The organism is Brumimicrobium glaciale, assembly GCF_004152935.1.
Classification (GTDB): Bacteria; Bacteroidota; Bacteroidia; order Flavobacteriales_D; family Crocinitomicaceae; genus Brumimicrobium; species Brumimicrobium glaciale.
In genome coordinates this window covers 838720-864493 of the sequence record NZ_SETE01000002.1, presented here as the reverse complement: position 1 = coordinate 864493, position 25774 = coordinate 838720, and the positions used below count along the sequence as shown (strand labels likewise).

Annotated in this window: 19 protein-coding genes and 2 rRNA genes; 8 read left to right on the top strand and 13 right to left on the bottom strand. The window is 33.0% G+C overall.

What is annotated here, in order from left to right; genetic code table 11:
• The 4 genes from ERX46_RS07295 to ERX46_RS07280 all read left to right on the top strand — a co-directional run.
• Window positions 1–91, top strand: a 23S ribosomal RNA gene (locus tag ERX46_RS07295); the annotation flags it as partial.
• A gap of 133 nt (window positions 92–224) precedes the next feature.
• Window positions 225–338, top strand: a 5S ribosomal RNA gene (rrf, locus tag ERX46_RS07290).
• Between the two features lie 2326 nt (window positions 339–2664).
• Window positions 2665–3015, top strand: a complete 351-nt coding sequence (locus ERX46_RS07285) for a ribose-5-phosphate isomerase (RefSeq protein WP_130093180.1) — start codon at window positions 2665–2667, stop codon at window positions 3013–3015.
• Between the two features lie 160 nt (window positions 3016–3175).
• Window positions 3176–3337, top strand: a complete 162-nt coding sequence (locus tag ERX46_RS07280) for a Lacal_2735 family protein (RefSeq protein ID WP_130093179.1) — start codon at window positions 3176–3178, stop codon at window positions 3335–3337.
• Between the two features lie 160 nt (window positions 3338–3497).
• Here ERX46_RS07280 and ERX46_RS07275 read toward each other — a convergent pair whose 3' ends face one another.
• The 9 genes from ERX46_RS07275 to ERX46_RS07235 all read right to left on the bottom strand — a co-directional run bounded on the left by ERX46_RS07275 (window position 3498) and on the right by ERX46_RS07235 (window position 18238).
• Window positions 3498–4172 carry a DUF2461 domain-containing protein gene (locus tag ERX46_RS07275; protein ID WP_130093178.1) on the bottom strand — a complete coding sequence of 225 codons (675 nt, stop codon included), beginning with the start codon at window positions 4170–4172 and terminating at the stop codon, window positions 3498–3500.
• A 106-nt stretch (window positions 4173–4278) separates the two neighbouring features.
• Entirely contained in the window at window positions 4279–4563 is a 285-nt protein-coding gene (locus tag ERX46_RS07270; protein ID WP_207214133.1) for a hypothetical protein, read from the bottom strand.
• A 45-nt stretch (window positions 4564–4608) separates the two neighbouring features.
• Complete coding sequence (gene cydB, locus ERX46_RS07265) at window positions 4609–5685, bottom strand: cytochrome d ubiquinol oxidase subunit II (RefSeq protein ID WP_130093176.1); 1077 nt, start codon at window positions 5683–5685, stop codon at window positions 4609–4611.
• Window positions 5686–5687: 2 nt separating this feature from the next.
• Window positions 5688–7022 carry a cytochrome ubiquinol oxidase subunit I gene (locus ERX46_RS07260; protein WP_130093175.1) on the bottom strand — a complete coding sequence of 445 codons (1335 nt, stop codon included), beginning with the start codon at window positions 7020–7022 and terminating at the stop codon, window positions 5688–5690.
• A 233-nt stretch (window positions 7023–7255) separates the two neighbouring features.
• Complete coding sequence (locus tag ERX46_RS07255; protein ID WP_165366178.1) at window positions 7256–9319, bottom strand: LTA synthase family protein; 2064 nt, start codon at window positions 9317–9319, stop codon at window positions 7256–7258.
• A 183-nt stretch (window positions 9320–9502) separates the two neighbouring features.
• Window positions 9503–12862, bottom strand: coding sequence for a GEVED domain-containing protein (locus ERX46_RS07250; protein WP_130093173.1), 3360 nt, complete (start codon window positions 12860–12862; stop codon window positions 9503–9505).
• 110 nt (window positions 12863–12972) lie between these two features.
• Window positions 12973–14538 carry a tetratricopeptide repeat protein gene (locus ERX46_RS07245; RefSeq protein ID WP_165366177.1) on the bottom strand — a complete coding sequence of 522 codons (1566 nt, stop codon included), beginning with the start codon at window positions 14536–14538 and terminating at the stop codon, window positions 12973–12975.
• 518 nt (window positions 14539–15056) lie between these two features.
• A complete protein-coding gene (locus tag ERX46_RS07240; protein ID WP_165366176.1) occupies window positions 15057–16196 on the bottom strand; it encodes a fasciclin domain-containing protein in 1140 nt (379 codons plus the stop codon).
• A gap of 350 nt (window positions 16197–16546) precedes the next feature.
• A complete protein-coding gene (locus ERX46_RS07235; protein WP_130093170.1) occupies window positions 16547–18238 on the bottom strand; it encodes a T9SS type A sorting domain-containing protein in 1692 nt (563 codons plus the stop codon).
• 531 nt (window positions 18239–18769) lie between these two features.
• On the opposite strand from ERX46_RS07235, the gene ERX46_RS07230 reads away from it, so the two are divergent.
• A complete protein-coding gene (locus tag ERX46_RS07230) occupies window positions 18770–19237 on the top strand; it encodes a DUF6495 family protein (protein ID WP_130093169.1) in 468 nt (155 codons plus the stop codon).
• Between the two features lie 110 nt (window positions 19238–19347).
• Here the strand turns inward: ERX46_RS07230 and ERX46_RS07225 are convergent, their stop codons facing one another.
• Together ERX46_RS07225 and ERX46_RS07220 are read right to left on the bottom strand one after the other, a co-directional pair.
• Window positions 19348–19935 (bottom strand): leucine-rich repeat domain-containing protein, encoded by a 588-nt coding sequence (locus ERX46_RS07225; RefSeq protein WP_130093168.1) that lies wholly within the window; start codon window positions 19933–19935, stop codon window positions 19348–19350.
• Window positions 19889–20854: a bifunctional riboflavin kinase/FAD synthetase gene (locus ERX46_RS07220; protein WP_242494545.1), complete on the bottom strand. Its 966-nt coding sequence runs from the start codon at window positions 20852–20854 to the stop codon at window positions 19889–19891. The genes ERX46_RS07225 and ERX46_RS07220 overlap by 47 nt, the downstream gene beginning before the upstream one ends.
• Window positions 20855–21010: 156 nt before the next feature.
• Here ERX46_RS07220 and ERX46_RS07215 point away from each other — a divergent pair, with 156 nt between their 5' ends.
• Window positions 21011–22795 (top strand): acyl-CoA dehydrogenase family protein, encoded by a 1785-nt coding sequence (locus tag ERX46_RS07215; RefSeq protein WP_207214132.1) that lies wholly within the window; start codon window positions 21011–21013, stop codon window positions 22793–22795.
• 107 nt (window positions 22796–22902) lie between these two features.
• Here the strand turns inward: ERX46_RS07215 and ERX46_RS07210 are convergent, their stop codons facing one another.
• A complete protein-coding gene (locus tag ERX46_RS07210) occupies window positions 22903–23448 on the bottom strand; it encodes a DUF4920 domain-containing protein (RefSeq protein ID WP_130093166.1) in 546 nt (181 codons plus the stop codon).
• Window positions 23449–23468: 20 nt separating this feature from the next.
• On the bottom strand, window positions 23469–23669 hold the full coding sequence (locus ERX46_RS07205) for a hypothetical protein (RefSeq protein WP_130093165.1): 201 nt from the start codon (window positions 23667–23669) through the stop codon (window positions 23469–23471).
• A gap of 97 nt (window positions 23670–23766) precedes the next feature.
• Here ERX46_RS07205 and ERX46_RS07200 point away from each other — a divergent pair, with 97 nt between their 5' ends.
• Window positions 23767–24099 carry a PadR family transcriptional regulator gene (locus tag ERX46_RS07200; protein ID WP_130093164.1) on the top strand — a complete coding sequence of 111 codons (333 nt, stop codon included), beginning with the start codon at window positions 23767–23769 and terminating at the stop codon, window positions 24097–24099.
• Window positions 24096–25637: a PspC domain-containing protein gene (locus ERX46_RS07195; RefSeq protein WP_130093163.1), complete on the top strand. Its 1542-nt coding sequence runs from the start codon at window positions 24096–24098 to the stop codon at window positions 25635–25637. Before ERX46_RS07200 ends, ERX46_RS07195 begins: the two co-directional genes overlap by 4 nt.
• Window positions 25638–25774 lie beyond the last annotated feature (137 nt).

Here is a 25774-nt window from a genome sequence, read left to right as displayed (position 1 = left end):
GGCCGTGGAAGACTACCACGTTGATAGGCTATAGGTGTAAAGACAGTAATGTCAAAGCCAAGTAGTACTAATAACCCGTAAACTTATAGTTATCTACTGTTACTATTTCAATCACCCAATATTTTCTAACTTAAGACATTAGAAGATAGACAAAAAGACAAAAGAGTAAACAAGCATTGCTTGTCTAACATCTTTTATCTGATAGTCTAATATCTTCGACGATTTTCGGTGTCTATTGCAGCAGGGTCCACCTCTTCCCATTCCGAACAGAGAAGTTAAGACTGCTTGCGCTGATGGTACTGCCCTTTTAAGGGTGGGAGAGTAAGACGACGCCACTTTTAATAAAAAACCTCATACATTAACTTGTGTGAGGTTTTTTTTGGTTAATGGTTTTTTAATCTCGAGCAGATTGTTCTGTCCGTCAGGTGACGGAGGGGTTTGTCCGTCCACTGATGGAAGAGTAAGATGCCGCCACTTTTAATAAAGAACCTCATACATTAACTTGTGTGAGGTTTTTTTTGTTAAAGGTTTTTTGATGGAGCTGCGGCTTCGCTGCTTTCAAAAATTTGGTTGAACTTCGGAGGTTTTTGGATATTAAGGGCTGTTGAAACAGAGAAACCATCCAGTCGCCACCAATGAAATTTGTTAATGTTCAAATTAGTTCATTCACCAACTAGACTTTCCGCTACAAATGAAATTTGTTATTTACAATCACTATTGTTTGATTAAAACAGTTTTTACTTTACCAGAGTTCGATTTGACTCTAAACCTACTTCTCTTTTCATTTTTTATTCAATTCCTTAAGTGCCTTTTAAAGGTTTTTATGAATCAGCTTTGCGTGGTTTCTTGATGAATAACGAAATATAAATCAATTCGATTTCTTAAGTGTTTAGATAGTTATCGGAAGCAGCGTGCCATGAGATAAGCTTCGCTGCTAATTATGCTCCTTTTTTTATTATAGATTATTTATTTTCAAGAATTTCTATTAGGGCGATGCGCTTTGAACCTTTTTCAACGAAATGAAATTCTACTTGAAAACTCATGTTTAACTTAATCCCAAGCCCTCGGATTTGAGCATTTATGAAAATCAAATCTATATTTTAAAAAAAAATAATCTGTACACAGGTAAAAAACCGATTCTTGGTCGAGTTAATATTTTTAACAGGACTACAATAATTTACAATAAAAACAACTCAACTACCAAGAATATCAATTGACAAACTACAAAGGGGACCTGATAATATGTTCATTAAATTTTTATGCTATGTTTCATTCTGCAATTAGCAAGTTACTGCTTTTCCTAAACATGAACATTCTTTCTATAATGTAGTATTTGATTGATTAAACTTTTTAATTTATTTTAAAGAATTAATATAGGCCTTACAAAGCTATCTAGAGAATAATTAATTCAATTATATTTTGAATTAGAATTAAAAGTCGAGGAAGTATAGAAGTGATTTCACGAACAAGAGAAGATTCTAACAGAAGCTATATTTTCTATACAATATGTTGAGTCTGTTATTAATTGGATAATCACTCAGCTCAGTTAGAACGATTGCTTAATATGAAGGAAGGCTGAACATTTTGAGGCTGATACAAATTCATGAGAAGGTTGATTGAAGAGAATGCCACAGAAGAAGAAAAGTAAGAAGAAACTCTAGTTAAAGATTTAGTCAAATAAGAATTTACAAATGCAGTCGATTTTCTGAAACTATTGCTCTTGTTTTAAATATTTATTATCCAGATGAGGATATTTATTAGATATAGGGAAACAGTCTATGTTCATATCGTTTTGAATAGTTTGTATTTATTGTACAACTTTCATCAAAATATAATCAAAAATGCCTATCTTAAAACATGAATTAATTGTCATCCTAAGAATTATTTACATCACGATAGAATTTTGTGGCAGCCAATTTAAAGGAATACAAATCAGTATTAGTAAATATGCCGTTGTAACCGATGAATTTAATACTGAAAGAAATAGATTGAAATGATACTGATAATTTAACTTCTTCATTTAATTTGGAATGGTAATAGTTTATTCTAATATTTATGCTTAGCCGCTTGTAAACCCAAAGTAGCTTTTCAAAGAAGTGTTATCGAAAGTATTATGGTCTTTTCTTTTTATTCAAAAGTGTTTATCTTTATAGTGTCCACTAGCTAGCTTTGCGTTGGTTGGTATTGGACATTCGGCGAGCTCATTGTCCACCCAGAAAAGAAATACAAAAGTCTAGCGCCAGATATTGTTCATTCAATTCTTAAAACGTTTCATTTAGTTTCATAAACTTACTTCCCTGCGGCCCTTGACTCCACTTTAAAAAGGCGATAATATTCGCATTGAAAAATCGAGATTGACAAGTTTTTGTCTCTGCTCTATCGTTTGGTTTTCAAGATCAGTGCTTTTTCCCAACAATTAATAGCGTTATATAGCACGCTACATTTTCAAAAAAACATAAAGCATGTCCTATATCAACTTACTTTTAGGTGTCGACTATTGGTTAGTAATCTATGTCTATTCTTTTCAAATAACGATTATCTAATTAACTATTTTAAAAGAGAGATGTAATTTTATCCAAGTTGCTCTCGGTAATCTTTTAGGGTAATCATTTGGATAAGCATTTTATTATTTAACTTCGTCTTATATCCTCTAATGAAATAAATATGGCCAAAGCTGAATATTCTGTTTATGTAATAGAATTATCGAAACGTGTTTTTACCGACAATGCAAAGTTCAGAAATGCGAATCCACAGTATAACGGAAGTATGCAATGTGTTTATGTTGGAATGACAAGTAAAACGCCAGCAGAACGATTTGAACAACACAAAACTGGATATATCAGCAAGAAAGGACACAAAATTTCTGCTAACATCGTAGAGAAATATGGTAAATATCTTCGGCCTAGTTTATACAATCATTTGAATCCGATGAAAACTCAAGCTGAAGCATTGAAGATGGAGGAGCAATTGGCTTTTGAGTTAAGAAGACAGAAGTATGCTGTATGGTTCAATTGAGAGAATTAGATAATAGTCAATTACGAATTAATGTTTAGCGAGGCTTTAATATTTAAGATTGAATTGGTATGAAAATGAATTTACTAAGCAAATATATAAATCTAGTTTTTAATGAACTTTTAAGCTTTGAATACGTTAAGTATAAAACAAAATTATCGCCATGTTCGGATTATTCAAAAAGAAAACAGAGAGAGAAAAATTAGAAGAGAAGTATGATAAACTTTTGAAAGAAGCGTATACTTTATCTACCACAAATCGAAAGATGAGTGACCAAAAAACTTATGAAGCTTCGGAAGTATTGAAAGAGATAGATAAATTATAGTCAATTAATGTAATTACGAATTATCAATTACGCATTTTTAAAACTTAGTCAAGGATTAGATCTTTTGATTTATAATTAAAGGCTGCTGCCCAATTCGTAATTCGTAATTTTTGTAATTCGTAATTGACTTTCTCGAATTCGTAATTGTTTTTCTTTAATTTTAAATTAATGAAAGTCCGTTCTCATCTGTTGTCAAAACGTCAGTCATATAATCAAAGTAAGGTCTAATTGCTTTGAAGGCTTCATTTACTTCATTGATGAAGTCTGGGGATATTACCTCTTCGTCTGTGAAGTTTTTTGTGAATACAAACTGCTTCTTTCTGATTAAATCAATATTTTCATGTTCTTTATTAAAGCCTTTAGGTGCAGTTTTTAATTCTTCTCCTTCTATCTCTCCCCAAATCGATTTAAGCTTTTTACCTGCTAGAATCTCTCTGATTTCTGAAGAATCCATTTCAAACTCTTTTCTGATTCGTAGTAAGTCATCCTTTTCAGGTGCCCAAAATCCGGTTGCTATAAAACTTGCTCCTGGCTGGATATGTAAATAATAGCTTCCTCTTAAATCTGGCTTAATACGAATGTAGTTTCCACTGATATGAATTTTGTATGGTTCTTTGTTTTTAGAGAAACGAACATCTCTATAAATCCGAAACATCTTTAGTTTTTCCAGTTTGTCGTAGGATTGCATTTTTAATAAAAGTTCGTTGAAGAACTCTTTTACTTCACTTTCAATAGCTTTGTATTCAGGTTTGTTTTCATTGAACCAGTCTCTATCGTTGTTTTTCGCTAATTTATTTAAGAAAGTAAATGCTTTTTGAGGAACTGTATTTGACATGGTTTGTTTTTTTGCTAAAGATAAGAAACTTATTATTTTTGATTCAACTCAAAATGCTAATGAATCTAAAGAATTCGAGATTCACCTTGTTTAGAAATAATGTTACCTAAGACTTTTCTTTATTCATTTTATTGGTGACTAACTTCAATACGAAGAGTCCAATTGCTCCGCCAATTAAAGAAACCAACATGTTAATTGTAAAAAGTATATAGTTAACATCACCAGTCTCCATGATTGCGAATGGATTAAAACCTAACCTTCCAAATGACTTGATAAAGAATATTCCTCCAAAAACGCCAGCAAGCGTATTTCCAGTGAATCCCATAGAATATTTCTTCTTGAAGATAGCCAGTAGATTTGCACCGGCTATTCCTACAAAAATACTAATCATTGAAATTAGAGTAAGGGTCATATCAAAAATAGATTTTGAAAATAATTAATGATCTCCGTAGCCAACATCGTCCATTTTTCCTTTGAAAACGCGGTATTGAACAAACATATATATGGTTACTAAAACTATCGCTATTACAAACCAGTAAACTCCTACAGAAAGTCCATATTCTCCTGCAGCTGTATTGTAAATTGTTAATGATGGAACAACATCATTGGTTGAAGGTAGAACTTTTGGGAATATTGATGCTACAGTTGAAGTTAATCCTCCAAAAAGGAACAATGACGAGAATAAGAATCCTAATCCATCTTTTTTAAATGTTTTTACTTTAAACATTCCGAAAATTCCAATGAAAGAAATGACTGGGAAAATCCACATCCAAGGATGCGCCATGAAATTATGAAAGGGATTAGGCTCAATAATATGCCAAACCGATAGAGAGATAATTACTAAGGCTAGCAAAACAAAGTTTAAATTGAAAACTACCTTTCTCAATTTAGGATTTAATTCTGAATTTGTTTTAAAGATAATCCAGTTCGCTCCGTGCATCAATAATGCTATAACGCTAACCACTCCTAAAAACAGAGTGAACCAATCAATAACACCTAAATGTTCAGCTGTAGGGCTAAATGTTGAATTCCATAATGGTAAAAAGAAATAGGGTGCTTCGGTTGTAGCAGCTCCTTCTGTTACCATTCCCAAATTTACTCCTCTCACGACGTTTCCTAAAGCAACACCGAAAAATAAAGCCAACAATAAACTAGAGATTCCAAAAGCTTTATCCCAGATGGTTTCCCACATAGAATTTTTAATTTGTCCACGTAATTCTAATCCGATGGCTCTAAAAATAAGTAACCAAAGAATCATTATTAAGGGTAAATAAAATCCACTAAACGCAACGGCATAAAGGGTAGGGAATGCAAAGAATAAAATCCCACCTCCTGCAACTAACCATACTTCATTGGCATCCCAAAAAGGTCCAATTGCACTTGTGATTGCTTTTTTGTCCTTTTCCTTTTTAGCGAAAAATAAATGGACAATTCCTGCTCCAAAATCATATCCATCTAAAATTATGTAAATGGTTAGAATGGTCATTAAAACGATATACCAGAAGATTTCCATAATTAATTAAGTTTTATTTGTTCAGGACCTTTATTGATGATTTTACCAGCCAACAATAAGAAGAGTAAGCCTAGTAAAAAGTACAAACCAATAAATCCGAGTAAAGTGAATAAGGTGTTTCCGGATGAAACAGTTGGTGAAATTCCATCTACAGTTCTCAATAAATCATAAACTAACCAAGGTTGTCTTCCTAATTCTGCGGTGTACCAACCTGTCGTATTTGCAATGTATGGGAAAGGAATCATGAATAATAATGACCAGAGAATCCATTTTGTTGTGTAGAGTTTCTTCCTGAATAATTGAATTGTCGCCAATACCATAAGCCCAATGAATATTGTACCGAGACCAACCATGATGTGATATGCGTAATATAATCCAGGGACATTTGTTGGGTGAACGCTTTCATCAAATTCATTTAAACCTTTCACTTGTGTGTCCCAATTTTGGTAGGTTAAGAAACTCAACACATTTGGAACTGCAATTTTATTATCCAACCTTTTATTTTCCATGTCTGGCTGGCCAATTAGAATTATTTCTGCTCCACCTTCTTCTGTTTCGAAAATTCCTTCCATTCCTGCAAAAGCTGCGGGTTGATATTTAGCTACATTTTTCGCTGTCCAGTCTCCTGTTGGGAAAGCCACCAAAATACTTGAAACCAATCCGAAAATAACTCCTGTTTTCACGAAAAGCTTTCCAAATTCACTGTGTTTGTTACTCAATAAATAGAATGCTCCAATTCCAGCAACTACAAAAGAGGAAGTGATTACAGATCCCATTTGATTGTGTAAAAATGCTGGCATCAACCATGGATTGGAGAATAATGCACTGAAATTAGTCAAAACATAGCGTCCGTTTTCTAATATTTCGTATCCTACAGGATGTTGCATCCATGAGTGCGTTGCGATGATTAAGAATCCACTTGCCCAAGAGCCAAGGAAAACCAAGAATCCGGTTAAGAAATGAAGTCTTTGACCCAATAATTTTTCACCGAATAAGAAAAGTCCTAAGAATGATGATTCAAGGAAAAATGAAAACATTCCTTCCATGGCAAGGGTTTGACCAATAATTCCTCCTGTGAGTTCTGAGAATTTTGCCCAGTTGGTTCCAAATTGAAACTCCATTGGGATTCCTGTCACAACTCCCATAGCAAAATTCAAAGCGAATATCTTCATCCAGAATTTCGCAGCTTCGTTATATTTTGCAACTTTAGTTCTGAGGAATTTCCATTTGAAATAAACAATCATCAGGGAAAGTCCCATGGTTAATTGTGGAAATATATAGTGAAAAGTGATAGTAAAGGCAAATTGCATTCTATCGTAAAAGATCATTTCTTCCATCAATCAGTTTTTTGTGATTATTGGGTGAAGGTAGTCATTCCGATAGAAAAAATCGGTAACATTTGTTGCTTAGATGAGTGGTTAATAATGGTTCTAAATAGTTAGCACAGATTTAAAGTATTTCAAGCCTTTTCATGGGCATAGGGTTTAAATAAATAAGTCTTTCAGTCCAAAGGCTTAAAAATGTTTTTTTGATAATTCTTGCGAGAGCTTTAAAATTGAGGCCATAGATTTTACTCATCATAATCGGGAAAGAAAAACTTAGCTTCTGCGTTGGGATATGTTAATGTGTCTTCTGGGAGCATAAGTTTTAGACTATCGACAACATATTGATTTAAGATTTTGTAATTTCTAATTTGTTTATCAAAATAAGTTTTACGATCTCCACCGTTAATTTCTGAAATACTCAGTTTTTGTCCAATTTTATAAACTTTATCATTCATTAAAAGCGTGTCGTTCTGAATTACACCAATAACATCACCATTAAATCGACCTATAAATTTGGGTTGAGAAGCGGAAAGAATGTCTTTTGTACTTAATCCATTTCCTACCCAGTGGGTGTGTTGTGGAATTTCTTTTTGATTTAAATAAGGGGAAATCAAAGTGGTTAAACTATGAGGAATGTCTGTGTGCGCAACAATATCCTTAAAAGTTTTATTCTTTTTTAAATTTGGGCTAAAGATTGCCAACGGCACAAAATGAGAGTCAAGTTCAGATCTCAATGGCAGTGTGTTTACATTGTGATCCCCAACAAAAACGAAGATGGTATTTTCGTATTCGGGTCTCTTTTTATATTCCTCCATAAAGTTTCCTAAAGCTTCATCTTGATAGATAATTGCAGCTATTACTTCTTTATAATTTTCATAAAGCATTTCTCCATTTTTAATATTCTTCAATCTTTCTTTGGCAATAGCTCTGTACCTGTCCTCTTCTGGAATATTGAAAGGACTATGCAGGCTTAGTGTGATGAAAATATCGAGAAATGGTTCATTATAACTTGTGTCTTTAAATTTGAAATATAAATCTACCATCTTTTTATCGTGAAATCCCCACGAGAATTCATCTTCTTTCTTTTCAATTTGAGCAATATCTTTCTCTATAATGACCACTTTATCGCGAATGCTTTTAACGTAATTCATTCGCAGATATGGTTCAAAATTATCGAAATAGCCCCAACCTCCATAAGTAAACGAAGAAGAATAACCATTTGAAATTAATAGTTTGGGAATCGATAAATGTTGTGGAAATGTCGACTTTAAATTAAGCATTCCGCGGACACTACCATGAGGTAGAGAAGATAAAGCATTTGCAAAAACACCATGCGTTCTATCAGTATTACTAATTGTATTTGGCCAATAGAGGCTTTTAGCATATAATTCATCAAGGTACGGAGTGAGACTTTCCAAAACTGCATTTGGTCCAGAGAAAGTTGAGCTTAGTCCTTCACAAAATACCATTACAACATTAGGAGCTTGGTCAAATGTGTTGAAGTATTCGCTTAAATTATTTTCTTCGTTTTCAAATTTTCGTGCGAATGGATATTCAATTTGATGTGCAGAAGCTTTCCATCCCATGAAATTTCTTAATTCACTTACTGTTGTAAAAAACTCTTTTTCATTTAAATTTTCAAGTTCATTCTTCTCTCCCAAATGTGATATTATGCTTGAAAATATATATTTAGGTTTTGAAGTGACTATTGTTTTTTGCTTTTCTGTGAGTTTATCATTCTTGGTCATGAAATTTACACCCAATACTACCAATAAAATAGCGAAAATTGCTTTAGTTATTTTTAATGAAATGATCTTTGTGATGATGGCTTTGTTAAATATCAAAGCCAAAACTAAAGCTAAAATAGGAAGAAAATAATACCAGAAATATTGATTTGCTAATCTTCCCGTTTCACTTGCAGCAATTTCTAATAATTCATCTAATGTGAAAAATAAGATAACATGATCCAAAATTAAATAGGCAGTATGATAATATTGTGATGTAACAAGATAAACGAAGAGCAACAATAGGGAGGAAAGTATGGTTAAGAACCAATATACAGGTCGTGATATTAATTTGATAAAACTTAATAAAAGGCCCATCGTTAAGAGATAGATAACGATAAATATTAGCTCTTTGTAAACAATAATCGCAAAGATTCTTAGCATTTCTCCATCCGTTTTAAATGGCTCTTTTTCAAAAATAAAGAGATCGAAAAACTTGATAATTAGAATAGAGGGAAATAAAATTATAGCTTGTTCAGTTAGTGCGTTGAGAATAGGCTTTAATTTAGTGGGTAACATTTTCATAAACATAGTTTAGATGTAGAAGAGCTAAAAATAGTTATTATTTCAAGAAACGGTACAATGGAATTATAGATTACGATTTTATGAAATTGATTTTATTTTCCTATTCATAAAAAAGGCCGATAGAATTTCTTCTATCGACCATTTACAGAGATCGTCATTAAGCCCATCATAACACTACTTACTCTATTGCTTAACGATTCTCTCTATTTTTTCAATTCCATTTATTTTGTATTTGAATAAATAAACTCCACTTGCGTAAGGCAAAGGAACATATGTTGATCCGTTGATTTTATGTGATGAAATTTCTTTTCCTAGTAAGTTATAAATGAATATTTCAAACTCTTTTTCTGCGCTACTATTTAAAGAAACAAAAACACCTTCTTTTGTTGGGTTTGGATAAATGCTAATCTCAAAGTCTCCAGAACAATTAGATGAAATGGTCTTTAAGATTTCTACCGTTCCATCAAAGTCTGTTTGTGAAAGTCGGTAATAACTAATGCCCATTTGTCTATCAAAGGCATGATATTCGTAATTGCTGGCTGTGCTTTTATTACCTTGCCCATCAATTAAAGCAGAAGTTTCGAAATCATAACCATCAGTAGATTTTTCTATAGTAAAGAAATCATTGTTGGTTTCCGAAGCTGTTGTCCATTTAAGATTAACAAATCTGCTTTCACAGTTCGAACTAAATTCTGTTAATTCTACAGGAAGTGGTGTTGCACTTTTAATTGATCCAATGGTAAAAAAGCGTGTTGCATTATTAGGAATATGCGTTGTGCTAATTCCTTTAACTGAAATTGTTCCACTCGCATAGCTAATTGCAAATCCTGATGAACTTCCATGAGCATAAGCTACTGTGTTTCCATTTGCGAAATTATCATCTGTATCGACTAAGAATCTTAAATCTGAAATATCAACACTGCCAGGGATTCCACAACCAGCCAATCTGATGTCAATATTGAATGTTTCGTTCATGTTGGTGCGTGTGATTCTCCATTCTCTTTCCAGTTTAGAGAAAAGACCTAAACCTGGAGGAAGTTCTGTGTTGGAGTTATCTGTTGCACATAGTCTTCCGGTGCTAGCTCCCATTACTACAAAAGATCTATCGTTAGCAAACGTACTTGGGTTTCCTGAGTTCGGAGTGTTTAAATTACCTTTATAAATACGTACACTGTCATCAAATTGGTGTGATTGTTTTTGTAATAAATTAGAGTTTTGGTCTTTTCCTATACCGATAATATTGCGTTGGTAAGCTGAATTTCCTGCCCAAATCGTAGTTCCTAATGAAGAATTGTAGCTGATTGGTGTGGCAGTAGTTCCTAATGTTATACCATATTTTATTGCTAGGTAAGAATTAACTCTATTAATTTCTGCATCTGATAAGTCTACATTGTAGAAAATTGTCTCAGATAAATAGCCGGAGAAATATTCTCCATAAACACTAGGAGACATTTGTTTAGCGCCAAGTGTTAGGCCGGTAACCATTAAGGCGGAAGATTCAAACGTGGTGCTTTGTATTGAACCGTCTTTCATGGCGCTCATCGAAGTTGGAGATGATTTATTTCCTTTATAAGAGACTAACATTTGTTTTCTATTAATTGATGGAGTGAAGTCTCTTGCTCCATTGTGATCATCACCAGCACCAATTGCTATTCTACCCCATCCTCTCATTTGAACTCCATCTGAGCCATTCTTATATGTTATTACACCATCACTTGCGCCACTCGATGGTTGAGCATAGACAACAAAGAATGTTCCCTTATCACCAGCGTTTTGGTTTTTCAATAAGTCTATTCCTGCAGTGGTTTTTAAAATCTTTAGATTACTACCGCTATTCCCATTGAAATCTATAACTTTTCTGTAGTTAAAAATTCCATCAGCAGGGGTTTCTGTAACTTGAGAGTAAGGAGCGGCATCATCGGTGACAGAAATTATTTGGCTTCCAATTGGATGTGTAGTTGACCAAGAAGTTAAGTTCCCATTTGTTAATCCGTCAGGCTCCCACCATGCAGTAAGATTTTTAGTTCCTAGGCCTCCTGGCTTTGCACAAGCAACTATAGTTCTGTTAACTGAAGGATTAGGAATAGTTGGATCTTGAATAGGAATTACTCCACCAAATGAAATTTTATTACATCTTGCATCTATTAAATCACCAATATTTGCACTTGTATTTATATCATAAACCACCCAAAAGTAATTGGTTCCTTCAGCCAGGGTTTGCGATCCTGTTATGTCTACAGCAACCCCCGTAAATTCTGGTGGTTTATTCCCGAAATGTGTTGTTGGTGCAAAAGTTGAATTTGTACCAGTATAGTAAATATCAACATTTGATACATTAGTTAAAATACGACTATTGGTACTTCCATTTGTTTTTATTCTAAACATTGTAGCAGCAAGTGGTGAAGTTGTTCCACTAGTTACAATTTGAATACCAATTATTTCTTGATTTTCTGAACATGTGAGCACATCTGATGTGTTGTTTTGCGTTACGGTGCTGGAGGTGTAGGTCATTGGAGTTGCAGCGATAGCAATAATATTTACTGTATAATCTTCTGTTTCTCCCCATTGATAACTTCCATTACTACATGGGTCTGTAATACTAGCTTCAGAAATCGTAGTTCTCATTCTGGTTTGTCCTAATGTTGCAGTAGTTGGGACAGTGAATGTATAGGTATGCGTATATCCATCAACATTAGAAAAGGTTGTTCCAGTTCCTAACATTTCTGATGCATCAACAAAATCGTAATCCTTATTGTAGTCGATCCAAGCATTTGCAAATCTATCGAAATCTGTTCCACATGTTCCTTGGGTGATTTCAACAGTATATGCTACTCCTCTTACTAAATCAGGTATATTTTGACCTGAGGTGAAATCACTGTATCTATTACATGATGTTCCTATTGTTGAATTGTTAAGCGTAATTGAATTTGCTATGAGTTTTATGTTATCAATTTTACTGTCGATATTGCTTGAAGGGGCAGAAGAGCAATAAGGATTAGAAATTGGGTCTATAATATCAACCCAATACTCTTCGGTCTCACCAAAAGTGTAACTTATACATGGATCTGTTAGATTAGAAGAGCCTTCAATCAGAATTATCCTCATTTTTCTATTTCCTAATGTTGCTGTCATAGGAACTGTAAATATAAATGAATGAATAAAATCTGCTGTGGAGTTACTTGAAGTTCCATTGCTTAAAGCTTCATTGCCTCCAGTAAAGTCATTGTTATTATCGTAATCAATCCAAGCATTTGCATATCTATTGTATTCTCCGTTGCAAGTTCCTTGTGTAATATTTAATGTGTAGGTATTTCCTCTTATTAAATCTGGGATATCTACTCCTGTATAAAACTCAGTTCTTGTAACACATACTGAAGTTGATGAATTATTATTGAGGTTTATCGAGTTTCCGGTTAATTGAACAATGTCTATTTTACTATCAGCATCGTTACTTGCTTCTGATGTACATTGCCCCTCCACATTTAAAGAGACAAACAAAAATCCAACAAGGCAAAGTTTCTGAAAAAGTAGTGTGCTTTTCATAAAAATAGTTTTTAAAGTGTATGGTTTAACTCTTCAAAAATACGCTATTGTTGTGTAAAAGACACTATTTGCAGGGGGTACATCAAGGGTACTTAGGTAAAAAAATATTTTTATTTTAGGTTTTCCAAGAATTTTGTAATACTCTCTTTTTCAGATAATGGAAGTTTTTTTCTTAGGCGTTGTCTGGCTTTTTTGACTGCATTAGGGGTGACATTCCTAAAAGATGCAATGTCTTTTGTTGATAATTTCAATAAAAGCATTCCACATAATTCTCTTTCATTTTGTGTTAGTTCAGGGAATTGCTTTTCTAGTTTGGAAAAGAATTGGCTATTTGTTTTTTCGAAGTCTGTCTGTAAAACAGCTAAGTTTTCATCGCTATTTTTAAATCTTTTAAATTCATGAGATAAGGATATAATTTCAGACTTTATATTTTCAGGAGTAGCCTTTTGAATGTTTTTAATTTTCTCTAGCGCTTCATCAATAAACTTTCGAATAAAAGATAAGTTGCTGGCTACATTGTTTAGATCTTTCTTTTTGTTGGCTATTTCTAGCACCATTAATTCAGTGTTTAATCGCTGGATTTGACTATTTCTTCTTTGTCTATTAAAGTATGCTATAATTATTACAAGAATTAAAAGAATGAAAATGATTAGTAAGTAAGTAGAAAAGTTCACTCTTTGTTTTTTGGCTTCTATTAGTTCAATTTTGGTGTTAGAAACCTCCAAATCCTTTTGAATATTACTTAATTTATAATTTAACACCTCTTTATAGAGACTTTCATAAGTCAATTTATCCAAGGAAATACTGTCTTTTAGATTAAAGTACTTGTTCATATACTCCAAGCTTAAAGCACTTTGATTTAGTTTAGCGTAACTATCCATATAAAGCTTATACGTTTTCAAAACTGAATGAGATCCAATTTTCTTGAAATCGTTACTTTTAAATTTCTTTAGCCCATCAAGTGTTTTAATTGATGATTTGTAATCTTCTAAGAAATAATAACATTCACTTTGTGAGTTTAATGCATTATAATAGGAAGTTAAATCTCTATTCCAGTTTAATTCTGCATCAATTTTTAAATAACGCAACGCTGTTTTATAATCTTTTTTGGACATATAAACAGCACCTATATTCCCCATCGCTAAACCAATTATTCCAGAAAATCTTTCGGTATCAATATCGTATTCAACTATCTTTTTGTAGTAGTGAATAGCTGAGTCTAGCTGATTGTCTTGGTAATAAATAAATCCTATATCATTATACAATTTTAGAATTGTCAGCGTGTCTTTACTAATTCCAATACCTTGCTTTTTATAGTCAATCGCTTCCTGAAATTTACCAACTTTAATATAGTATGATGCTATCCATTTAGAATTTTGAAATTTTTCATTCTTTTCGAAAGCGCGATCCACAGTATGAATCGCATACTCGGCATATTCTAGCGCTAATGGATAATTGCTTAAAGCATCTAAATTATAGGCCAGTATTTGATAAGTGTGAAAACTGTCTATTGCAGATAATTGAATATTGGAAGCTAAAATTTCAAACCCTTTTCTTAATGATTGATCGATATATCCTTTATGGTGGAGGATTTTGGCATCTACAACATCAAGATTTGTCATTTCACCTTTGAAGGTTGTTCTGTAGTGATTTAAACTATCAGATTGCGAAATCACAGTCAAGCTGAGAAAACAAAATAAAATGCTATTTAAAATCGGATTACGAATGGTCTTTGGTTTAGTACACTTTTGTAAAGATAAATTTATTTGTGATTATAATAGATAGATTTATTATTTGGAAATATTTTATTGATCTAAAACAAAAAGTCTGCTTCAATTAAGAAGCAGACTCAGATGAATCATTAAAAAATAAAGGTTCTACCACGAATTTAATGGAAGTCTATAATGAGTAAAAGTTCCAAAAATTGTTTAAAAGAGATTCCTCGGCATTTTCATTCTTCCGAAAGAATGAAAAATTTGTCGGAATGACAGCACGTTGGGTAGGTTTTCGGAAAAAATGCTCCTCAATCTCCGCTTGAGGAGCATTTTTTCCGATTTACAAAACTAAAACCTTGTCATTCCGACAAAGTGAAACGCCGAGGAATCTCTCCTTTTTCAATGTTACAGTTTATAATCGCTTAGAAATCTCATATGATAAATACCCATTAAAATAAGGGTAGAACCAAAATAAATAATTACTCTTTGATGAATTGACTTGTAAAAGTTTTTTCACCATCCATAATGAATAAGTAGTACATTCCGTTATCAAGTGTTTCCACGTTAATAGTATTCAAATTCATTTTATCATTTTGCACCAACATTCCTGCAGCGTTAACGATTTTGTATTCTGCATTTTCAAAATTCTCAACTTTAATTAAAGAAGTTGTAGGATTTGGATAAACAGCTATTTGGTTCATCTCTAAATTCTCAACTGATGCTGTTCCAGGAACTAATATTTTATCAATAGCATGAACAACTCCATTGTCTGCATCAACATCTGCTAAAGTAACTGCAGCATCGTTAATCATTACTCCACTAGTGATGTCAACTAGTACGTCGGCACCATTTAGAGTAGTTACCAAACCGTTTGTCAAATCATTAGACATTACTTCCATTCCTAAAACGTGGTATAAAAGTATATTTGCCAGTGCAGGACTAGCTAATAAGTCAGCTTCTGAAATTCCTGAATTGGTAATATATGTTGTAAATGCCATATTAGAAGGAGCAAAAACAGTTAATTCTAAAAGAGGGTTTGTTAAAGCTGGTAATAATCTTGCTTCAACAACCGCCGTTACTAGAGTACTGAATCCATTGTCGATAGCTACATCAGCTACCGTTTCGTCCGCTAAAAGAACTGCATCAATTGAATGAACTACACCATTGGTAGCACTAATATCAGCAACATCAACCTTAGCATGATTTATAAAAACCTCTGGAGTCAACGTTACGGTTAATTTTAAAGTATTCATTGCATTTAAAGGAGTTACGATATCTCCATTCATGATGTCGGCAGCATTAACAGTACCAGCTAAAACATGATAAGTTAAAATATCGTCTAAATCTGCACTCGCTAACAATGCAGGTGCTGTTATCCCTAACGAATCTAATAATGTAGAGAAAGCATCGTTGTCAGGTGCAAAAACCGTAAAGTCACCCATAGGATCATCTAAAGTTGGTTGAAGTCCCGCTGCATCAATTGCCGCCTTAAGAGTTGTGTGATTTGGACTGTTAGAAATTACTCCATAAACCGTTTGTCCGAAGGCTGTTACACCCATCATGGCTAATGCAAGTGTTAAACTTACATTTTTCATTGTTTTTGATAAAATTGTTTTCATAATATTTAGTTTTAGTTCTATCATAAAACATTTTGTTTAACTAATTGGTTCAGGAGATTAAACAAAAAGAATTGATTTGTCTTTGTTTTGACTATGTTTTAAAGTAGTGATGCCTTTATTGGTTTCGTAAATAGTTGATAATATTAGCTTTAGTGTGTCTAGCTTTCGCTTCCAAAAACCTTTATGGCAAACATTAGATTTTAGATGTTAGAAAAAAGACAATAAGTCTAATGTCTAGTATCTAAATATTTCACTAGGTATAAAATTTTATTCTCAAATGAACCTATGGCACTATTCGTATTTATTGGTTCAGTTAAAATTTAATTTAACTACCTTAAATTGGTTTCTAATCAAATTTTCACAACTTTCTCAACATGTTCTTCTCCATCAAGAACATATTTGATTAAGTAAATTCCATCTTCGTTTGGCAATTGAAGCCACGCAGATCCATGAACTTCATTTCTCGATATTACTTTTCCTGATAAGTTATATATAGTAACTTCTAAAGATTTTTCAGAATTATTTAAGGTTAGATAAACTCCATTATTTGTAGGGTTAGGATGAATGACAACTTCTAAATCTCCTTCACAATTTGAAGAAATAGTTTTCAAAGCTGTTTCTTTTCCATCAAAATCTGTTTGTGATAAGCGATAATAGCTAATTCCAACTTGATTTGTATAATCAGTTAAGGAATATAAGGAAGCTGAATTTTTATTTCCTTGCCCTTCTAACTTGGCCAAAGTTTCAAAGTTTACGCCATCATTAGACTTTTCTATTGTGAAATAATCGTTGTTGGTTTCAGATTTAGTTTCCCAAATTAGTTCTACATTTGTGCGACTACATTCTGCAGTGAAAGATGTTAATCCTACTGGAAGAGGTGTTCCTCTGTAGTCAGAACCAATAGAAATATAACGAATATCATCATTTGGAATATGATCTATACTTATATCTTTAAATGTAACAATCCCATTGGCGTAAGAAATATCTAATCCATCATCTCCTTTGGCGTAGCATCCTTCCCAACCATTCTCAAAATTATTATCTTTATCTACAAGTAATCTTAAATCATTTACATCTATTAAATTTAGCTTTGCAAACTTATCTAACTTAATATCTATATTAAATTTATCTGGCATATTTGTGCGTTGAATTTTCCATTCTCTTTCTATTTTAGAAAATAAATGGCATGGACTTTTAGCCATTCCTTCATACATTATTGCGTTTGATTTATCTGTTGCGTAAAGCTTTTTTTCATTTGAACCCATCACAACATAAGATTTGTCTTGATAAAAAACACCAATGTTATCTTTATTTGTTTCTTTTATATCTCTTAAATAAATACGTACTGTATCATCACGTTGGTGAGATTGCTTTTGGTTTAACTCAGATACTTTATCAAAACCAATTCCTATTATGTTGTTTTGGTATACAGCTTCTGCCTTCCAGATTCTTTGTGGATTTTGCGCATTGGATGAAGCATAGTCTACCGGATTTGATTGTGAACCCATTGTTACTCCATATTTTATTGCTAAATATGATTCTGATCGGAGCCTTTCTTCATAAGAGATGTTTTTTGCAAAGACAATGACTTCGGCTATAGAACCGTTGAAGTGTTGAATGTTACCAGTTGGAACTTCCCCAACTGAAAAGTATGCAAGACCTGAATTACTTAATATTCCACCGCCGTTATTGTTATAAGAACCAGCACCGTTTGGTTTATTATTATAATAATTTTTTAATCTTCCCTCGCTGTGAGAAAATTGAGAAGTGTAAATAGATGGACTAATTCCAATTTCTATGGTGTTAATTGCATCAGCAGCATTCCAATAGTTGTTGTGTGCCCGAAAATAGGAGAGATTTTTAAGAATTGAAAATTCATCACTATTAGCTCTAAAATATCCACAAACGCCTCTATCTGCGTTTCCAGCACCAGTATATGTTGCAATAGCAATCATAGAACCATCTTTTGGGGTTAGTATGTCCGAAAGATCATCCACATAGTTTCTAAACCCTTTCTTACCAGCTGTACCATTAAATCTCAACGTAGGATTATAATTCCATAGTTCACCATTTCCTGGTCGATTTCCCGTTGTTATTTGTTTTAAATTTGTATTTGTTGCAGAGTTAAACCAATCGTAAGAACCGATAGTTTATTTATCTACTTTAAACCAGGCTTTTAAACGTGGTTGATCAACATTCCCTGGAGAATTCTGTGCAAAAGAACTTGAGACTATAAAAAATAGACAAGCAGAAAGTAGTAATATTTGTGATTTATGATTTTTCAAAATTCTTTAGTTTTCGAATAAATAATCTACAAACATAATGGATATAGTCATTTACTCCAAATGTTTGAATATCTTTTGGCTTGTAATTATTGGATTCCTATTAAGTTATTTAATGAAAACCATGCAAATTGTTAGAAACAATTCTTTTAAGGTGATTAATTCTAACACTCATCTATGATTGTATCAATCATTATATTTCTTTAATACTTCAAAACTTCAAAATCGTTTTTAAAGTTTTCTTTAGTTGTAATTTAAAATATGGATATTTGCATTCTTAAAATTATAACTATGAAATATACCCGTCTCTCTTTACAAGATTTAAAAGACCTCGAAAAGGAATTTGTTGAGTTTTTGGTTCTTAATGGAATTCCAGCGGATGATTGGGAACGCCTAAAAGTAAAGGACAGTGACAAAGTAGAGGATATAATAGATCAGTTTAGTGACGTGATTTGGGAAAGTGTTTTGAGGAAAACTGAAATGGTAGAGCACCGCAGGAGAGATAAATTGACTATTTGTCGTGTTGCCAAGGGTGAGTTAGTTACACTTCTTATTCGTTCTTCAGACCGAGATTTGGATTTCACAAAACCCGAAGATTTAGCGAAAGTTTTAAAGGATATTGACAAGCATGAAGTGAGTATTCATAACGATAAAATTGAAAAGCCAGAAACAGAACAATTGTTTGAATTGCTACAAGTTGGATTTTATATTAGTAAAGACCCTGAATATGTTAAGCTACTAGATGAAAGAAAAAAGTAATGTTTATTGAACCCGTTATTAGTTAGAAGAGCACTTTAGTGCACTCTGAATGTCTATTGTCTATTGTCTAAAGTCTAACATCTAATGTCTTCCTTTCTAATGTCTTCTTTTTAGTCTAAACAACTACAAGGATTATCAAATTCCACTGCAGTATTAGGAAAAGCCAAAGTCCATTTTTCTACAAATGATACGGCAAAGGTAGTTCCTCTAAAATCTATAAATTCCAATTGTTGAAGTTCAGCAAACGATTCATCGATTTTTGTAAATCTATTGTCCCAAACATCTAAATACTTTAAATTGGTTAAGTTTTTAATTCCCGCCGGAATGGAGCCGATTTTATTTCTGCTGATATCTAAATAGAGTAGGGAGGAAAGATGAAAAATTTCTGGAGGGAAGTGAGTAAACTTGTTTTTGTCGATATATAAGAATTCAAGTTGATTAAAGTTGGAAAAGAATTCCGGCAATTCCTCAAGTTTGTTCTTGGTTAATTTTAATCCTTTCAGATTTTTGAATTGTTCGAGTTCTTTTGGAACTTCTGTTAATCCTTCCTTATATAGATCAATTGCATAAATTGTATCGACAAAAGCGTTTTTAGCTTCCGATAAAGTATAATAGCGATTGGTATCTTTTGGAATTTGACTCCAAGCAGAACTACCAATTATAATCAACAATCCAATTGCGAAGGCGTTCTTCATCATTTTTCATTTCTGTGATTAATTCATCTAAACTATCGAATTTTTTCTCGTCTCTAATGCGTTTTAGCAGTTTTAACTGTAATTGTTCACCATATAAATCGTCCTTAAAGTCAATTAAATAAGCTTCAATTGTAATTTTTCCAGAATCATCAACTGTTGGACGTTCACCAATACTTACCAATCCAAAGTATTCTGAATCGTCTTCTCTAACCACGCGCGTTGCATAAACTCCATTTTTTGGAATGAGTTTAACGTCGTTGTTAGTTTCGATATTTGCAGTTGGAAAGCCGAGTTTTGTTCCCAGTTTCTGACCATGTCCCACAATTCCATTAATTTGAAACTCTTCACCTAAATACGTGTTTGCTAATGCAACATCACCTTGATTCAGTGCTTCACGAATTTTAGTAGAACTTACATTTACTTCATCAATATCTTTAGCTCCAATTTCAATTACTTCAAAATCATAAATAGGAGCAAGCTCTTTTAAAAGTTCTATGCTGCCTTCTCTATTTTTTCCGAATTGATGATCGTAACCAATGACAATTGTTTTGATGTTGAGTTTGTTCACTAAGTAGTCACGGACAAATTCAATAGCGGTTAAGCGAGAGAATTCCTGTGTAAAAGGGTGAACAATAATGTTCTTTAAACCCATTCTTTCGAGTTTATCTAATTTCTCAACTTGTGTTTGAATAAGCTTTAGTCCATGAGATTCTGGAAATAAAACCATTCTTGGATGCGGATAAAATGTGAAAAGAACAGATTCACCACCAATTCTTTCGGCTACTTCATTGAGTTGCTTAATTATTTTTTGGTGACCAATATGAACTCCGTCAAATGTTCCAATCGTTAGAACAGGATGTGGAATTTTAGCCATTTCATTAAATCCTTGAAAAACTTTCACTATTGCATTACTTTTTTTCAAAGATAAAGAAATCTAAGTGTTGAGCGTTTTATTTATGAATTTTCAACTTTAAATTATTAAAAATTGAAAACCATACTTTTGTATGCTTGCATAATAAAGAAAAATCTTATATATTTACAATTGAATAATAACGGAAAATCATAAAACTATATTAATATGTCAGAAACTAAAGCGATTAAAGGAGGTGAGTTTATCATTCGTGATACAAAGCCACAAGATATTTTCATTCCAGAAGAGTGGACAGAAGAGCAATTAATGATAGCCAAAATGTGCGACGATTTTATTGCAACTGAAGTTGAACCAAATCTAGATAGAATTGATGAAATGGAGGAAGGCTTAATGCAGTCTATTCTAGAAAAAGCAGGTGAACTTGGTTTATTGAGTTTATCTGTACCAGAAGATCTAGGTGGAATGGGATTGGATTTCAAAACAACTCTTTTGGCAACAGAAAGATTAGGAAAAGGATATTCATTTTCCGTAGCTTATGGTGCGCATACTGGAATCGGAACTTTACCAATTCTTTATTATGGAACGCAAGCGCAAAAAGAAAAATACATACCAAAATTAGCTTCTGGAGAATGGAAAGCTTCTTACTGTTTAACTGAACCTTCTGCTGGGTCGGATGCAAACTCAGGAAAAACAAAAGCTGAATTAACTGAAGACGGTAAGCATTATATTGTTAATGGTCAGAAAATGTGGATTACCAACGCTGGTTTTGCAGATGTGTTGACTGTTTTTGCAAAGATCGAGGACGATAAAAATTTAACTGCATTTATTATTGATGCAGATTCTGAAGGAATTACTTTAAATCCTGAGGAGAAGAAAATGGGAATTAAAGGTTCCTCTACACGTCAGGTATTCTTTAATAATGTAAAAGTACCAGTTGAAAACATGCTTTCTGAACGTGGAAACGGATTTAAGATAGCATTGAACATTCTTAACATTGGTCGTATTAAATTAGGTGGTGCAGTATTGGGTGGAGCTAAAGCTGCCATTAATTACTCTATCAAATATGCAAATGAGCGTGAGCAGTTTGGTCGTGCTATTTCTAAATATGGAGCAATTCGTCACAAAATTGCTGAGCAAGTAATTAAATGTTTTGTTGTTGAATCGGCTACTTATCGCGCTGGACAAAACATAGATGATGCAATTCTTTCTTATATTGAAGGAGGAATGGACAAAGAAGAAGCGACACTTAAAGGAATTGAGTTGTTTGCACCAGAATGTGCAATTCTAAAAGTTGCAGGTTCAGATTGTTTAGATTTCGTTGTTGATGAAGCAGTTCAAATCAATGGAGGAATGGGTTATTCTGCAGAATCTCCTGTTGAAAGAGCATACCGTGATTCAAGAATCAATAAGATATTTGAAGGAACAAACGAAATTAACAGAATGTTGATCGTAGATTTAGTGCTGAAAAGAGCAATGAAAGGTGAACTTGATTTGATGGGACCTGCGCAAGAAGTAGCGAACGAATTAATGAGTATTCCAGATTTCGGAGAGCAGCCTGAAGGGGTTTTTGCTGAAGAGTACAAAGCATTGAAAGGATTCAAGAAAGTAATTTTAATGGTTGCAGGTTCTGCAGTTCAGAAATTAATGGCGACGCTTGCTAAAGAGCAAGAAGTATTAATGAATATTGCAGATTTATCAATTGACACTTATCAAGCGGAATCAGTATTGTTGAGAGTAGACAAAATGATTTCTATGCGAGGTGAAGAAGCTTGTAAAGATGAAATCGCAATTGTAAAGACTTATTTCTATGATGTTGCAGACAAAATCAACAAATATGGTAAAGATGCTATTAACGCATTTGCTGGAGGAGACGAAGCGAAAATGATGTTAATGGGATTAAGAAGATTTACGAAAATTGAAGGATTCAATTCTAAAGAAGCGCGTCAGCAAATTGCTTTACGTGTTATTGAAAAAGGAGAATATAATTTTTAGGCATGCACGTAGGCTTGCCCTACTAGGCATGCATACAGCATGCACACAAAAAAAAACAAAAAAAAGGGCGCAATTTGCGCCCTTTTTATATTTCATAAAAACAAAGATTATTTTACCAACTCAATTCCGTCAGCAATAAAAGTCATTCCATATTTTACTTTTGTAATTGCATCTATATCTTTTTGAGGTGCATTTGCATCTTCTAAAAAGTGTCGTTGCATTTCTACAGAAACAGTATCTTGAATGGCTTTCCCGGACATGTATGCATAAGTTCCAACTTTCGTATCAACAGGAATAGTGAAATGATCCTTAAATCGAACCATGAAAGTTTCGCCATTTTCTTTTTCAATGTTTATCCAACATCCAGCTTTAGAGCATGTTTCATTGATTTTCGCTTTGAAAGTAGCGTCCATTTCTGTTTTCCCTTTGAATTGAGCCAATAACTCCTTCGTAGAAAGTGCATTTGTCGTATCTACTTTGTTTGGTCCAAAAGAAGTTTGGTTAGGATCAACCATTTCTTCTTCATTTTCCTCAACTACAACTTCTGTTGTGTCCATTTCGTTAGTAGGTGCTTCATTGGTTTCAGATGAATTTGTACAGCTAGTAAAAAATCCTGCTGCAATCAATCCAATCATTAAGTGTTTCTTATTCATGTTTTTAATTTTTCGCTAAACTACGGATTTTGTATTTGAAATGGGAAAAAAATATTTTTTTCCCATTTCAAATACAAAATAGTAAAGAGTTTTGAGTAGGGAGTAATGAGGCGCTTCGAATTAGAATTTTTCACTTTCCCTCTGTTTTCCCTCTCCTTTCCCAGCATCTTTATCATCGGAAACTCTGTTTTAGCAATCACTCCAGCGCTTTCTTCTCTCATTCTCATTCTATATTTTGAAATTTATTTTAAAATATACAGTACCTTGTATTGCATAGTACTATATTATTTATATATTTGTCAAAATAATTAATGAATCATGAAAGTAGAAAACACAAAAGCACAAATGAGAAAAGGAATTTTGGAGTATTGTGTATTGTCTATACTCTCGAAAAAGGAATGTTATCCTTCTGAAATCATTGAACAATTAAAAGCAGTAGAATTGATTGTTGTGGAAGGAACGCTTTATCCATTGCTCACACGATTAAAAAATTCAGACTTATTAGATTACCGATGGGAGGAATCCAATGCCGGGCCACCACGGAAATATTATGAACTCACAAAAGCGGGTGTTTCTTTTTTAACAGAATTAAAGACAACATGGGGCTTATTAAGTAAAGCAGTTAACCAATTAGAAAATAAATCACTATGAAAAAGACAACAACAATAAATTTGGCAGGTATGGTTTACCATATTGAGGAAGACGCTTTCCAAGTTTTAAATCAATACATCGCCGATATTAAACGCGTTTTTTCAAACCAAGAAGGTGTTGAAGAAATGGTTGCCGATATTCAATTTAGAATTGCTGAATTGTTTCAGGAACGTTTGAATAAAAATAAGGAGGTTGTTACCTATTCTGATGTTCAGGAAGTCATGGCAATTATGGGTTCTCCTAATCAATTTGATGAAGATTTTGAAGGAAATGAGGAGGAACAAACCTATCAAGAAACTTCTTATGAAGAAATTCCAAAACGTTTGTACAGAGATACAGACGAAGGAATGTTGGGTGGAGTTTCAGCTGGAATGGCAAACTATTTCAATATAGATCCAGTGATTATTCGTGTTTTGTGGATTGTCTTAGTTCTCGCTGGTGGTTCCGGAGTTTTGATTTACATTATTGCATGGATTGCGATTCCAGAAGCGAAAACAACTGCTCAGAAATTGCAAATGAAAGGTCAATCGGCTAATATCGATAATATAAGAGCTTTTGCAGATTCAGTAAAAAACGAAGCTAAAACGGGTTTTAAACGTGCTTCAAAATCTGTTAAAAATACTTTTAAAAAAAAAGATAATCCTATCTCAAATGTTGCAAAAGCGATAGGACGTGTTATAGGTTTTGGATTATTCCTTGGAGGAATTTTAGGTTTGGTGTTTTTAGTATTGTTTTTTCTAGCTGACTTTAATTTCTTCTTTATAAATAACGAGTTTATCGATGGAGATGTTAATTCATTAATTGGATTGTTTTTCACTACAACGGTGCTGGCTTCATGGTTAATTTTCGCAGTTTCTATAATTCCTCTGATCTTTTTAATTATTGCTGGCGGAATGTTATTGTTTAATCAAAAACCTAAATCTAGGGCGCTAATTTTAACTTTATTAATCTTATGGTTTGTCGCTATTGTTGGTTTATCATTCATCGGAATTAGAACTGGTTTAGACTTTAAGGAGACTTATAAATCACAAGAAAAAACGTATGTCGAAGGAAATTATCCTGAATTACAAGTCAATATTTTCGAAGATGAAATGATGATTACCAATGCGATGGATTATGATTTCGATCGCTATTTGTCAATTTCGGAAAATGAAGTAAAGCTGGGTTATGCTAGAATTGAGATTTTACCAGCTTCGGATTCTTTGTTTTATTATTCAGTTGAAAAAAGGAGTAATGGAGGTACACTAAAATCTGCCAAAGAAAACTCTGAGGAGATCAACTTTGACATTGAACAAGTTGGAAATGTTTTGAATGTTTCAGCAAAGTATGGTTTCCCGAAGAAAAGTAAAATCCGAGGTCAAAAAGTAGATGTCAAAATTTATGTTCCAGTAGGAAGGAGAATTATTCTGAATGGAAATTTAGAAGACTATCCAATTAGATTACAAACTAAAGCAAGATTTAATGATGATTTATTGGAGCAATCTTCAATTTGGGAATCTTCAAATTTAGGAATGGAGTATAAAGGATTTTTGGAGTAAACAGCTTTGAGTAATAAGATACATCGAGTTGTAAGTTTTTGATATGCTGAGAATGCTCTATTTCTGCCTTTATTTTAATGAGTGTTCTTGCTAATATTAGAGGGTTAATCTTTTCAAGTATGATCAAACCTCACAAA

Excerpts from the sequence above, each read along its gene's own strand:
- ERX46_RS07285 (WP_130093180.1), top strand. The coding sequence starts at position 2,665 with ATGGCCAAAGCTGAATATTCTGTTTATGTAATAGAATTATCGAAACGT.
- ERX46_RS07280 (WP_130093179.1), top strand. The coding sequence starts at position 3,176 with ATGTTCGGATTATTCAAAAAGAAAACAGAGAGAGAAAAATTAGAAGAG.
- ERX46_RS07275 (WP_130093178.1), bottom strand. The coding sequence starts at position 4,172 with ATGTCAAATACAGTTCCTCAAAAAGCATTTACTTTCTTAAATAAATTA.
- ERX46_RS07270 (WP_207214133.1), bottom strand. The coding sequence starts at position 4,563 with ATGATTAGTATTTTTGTAGGAATAGCCGGTGCAAATCTACTGGCTATC.
- cydB (WP_130093176.1), bottom strand. The coding sequence starts at position 5,685 with ATGGAAATCTTCTGGTATATCGTTTTAATGACCATTCTAACCATTTAC.
- ERX46_RS07260 (WP_130093175.1), bottom strand. The coding sequence starts at position 7,022 with ATGGAAGAAATGATCTTTTACGATAGAATGCAATTTGCCTTTACTATC.
- ERX46_RS07255 (WP_165366178.1), bottom strand. The coding sequence starts at position 9,319 with ATGAAAATGTTACCCACTAAATTAAAGCCTATTCTCAACGCACTAACT.
- ERX46_RS07250 (WP_130093173.1), bottom strand. The coding sequence starts at position 12,862 with ATGAAAAGCACACTACTTTTTCAGAAACTTTGCCTTGTTGGATTTTTG.
- ERX46_RS07240 (WP_165366176.1), bottom strand. The coding sequence starts at position 16,196 with ATGAAAACAATTTTATCAAAAACAATGAAAAATGTAAGTTTAACACTT.
- ERX46_RS07230 (WP_130093169.1), top strand. The coding sequence starts at position 18,770 with ATGAAATATACCCGTCTCTCTTTACAAGATTTAAAAGACCTCGAAAAG.
- ERX46_RS07225 (WP_130093168.1), bottom strand. The coding sequence starts at position 19,935 with ATGATGAAGAACGCCTTCGCAATTGGATTGTTGATTATAATTGGTAGT.
- ERX46_RS07215 (WP_207214132.1), top strand. The coding sequence starts at position 21,011 with ATGTCAGAAACTAAAGCGATTAAAGGAGGTGAGTTTATCATTCGTGAT.
- ERX46_RS07210 (WP_130093166.1), bottom strand. The coding sequence starts at position 23,448 with ATGAATAAGAAACACTTAATGATTGGATTGATTGCAGCAGGATTTTTT.
- ERX46_RS07205 (WP_130093165.1), bottom strand. The coding sequence starts at position 23,669 with ATGAGAGAAGAAAGCGCTGGAGTGATTGCTAAAACAGAGTTTCCGATG.
- ERX46_RS07200 (WP_130093164.1), top strand. The coding sequence starts at position 23,767 with ATGAAAGTAGAAAACACAAAAGCACAAATGAGAAAAGGAATTTTGGAG.
- ERX46_RS07195 (WP_130093163.1), top strand. The coding sequence starts at position 24,096 with ATGAAAAAGACAACAACAATAAATTTGGCAGGTATGGTTTACCATATT.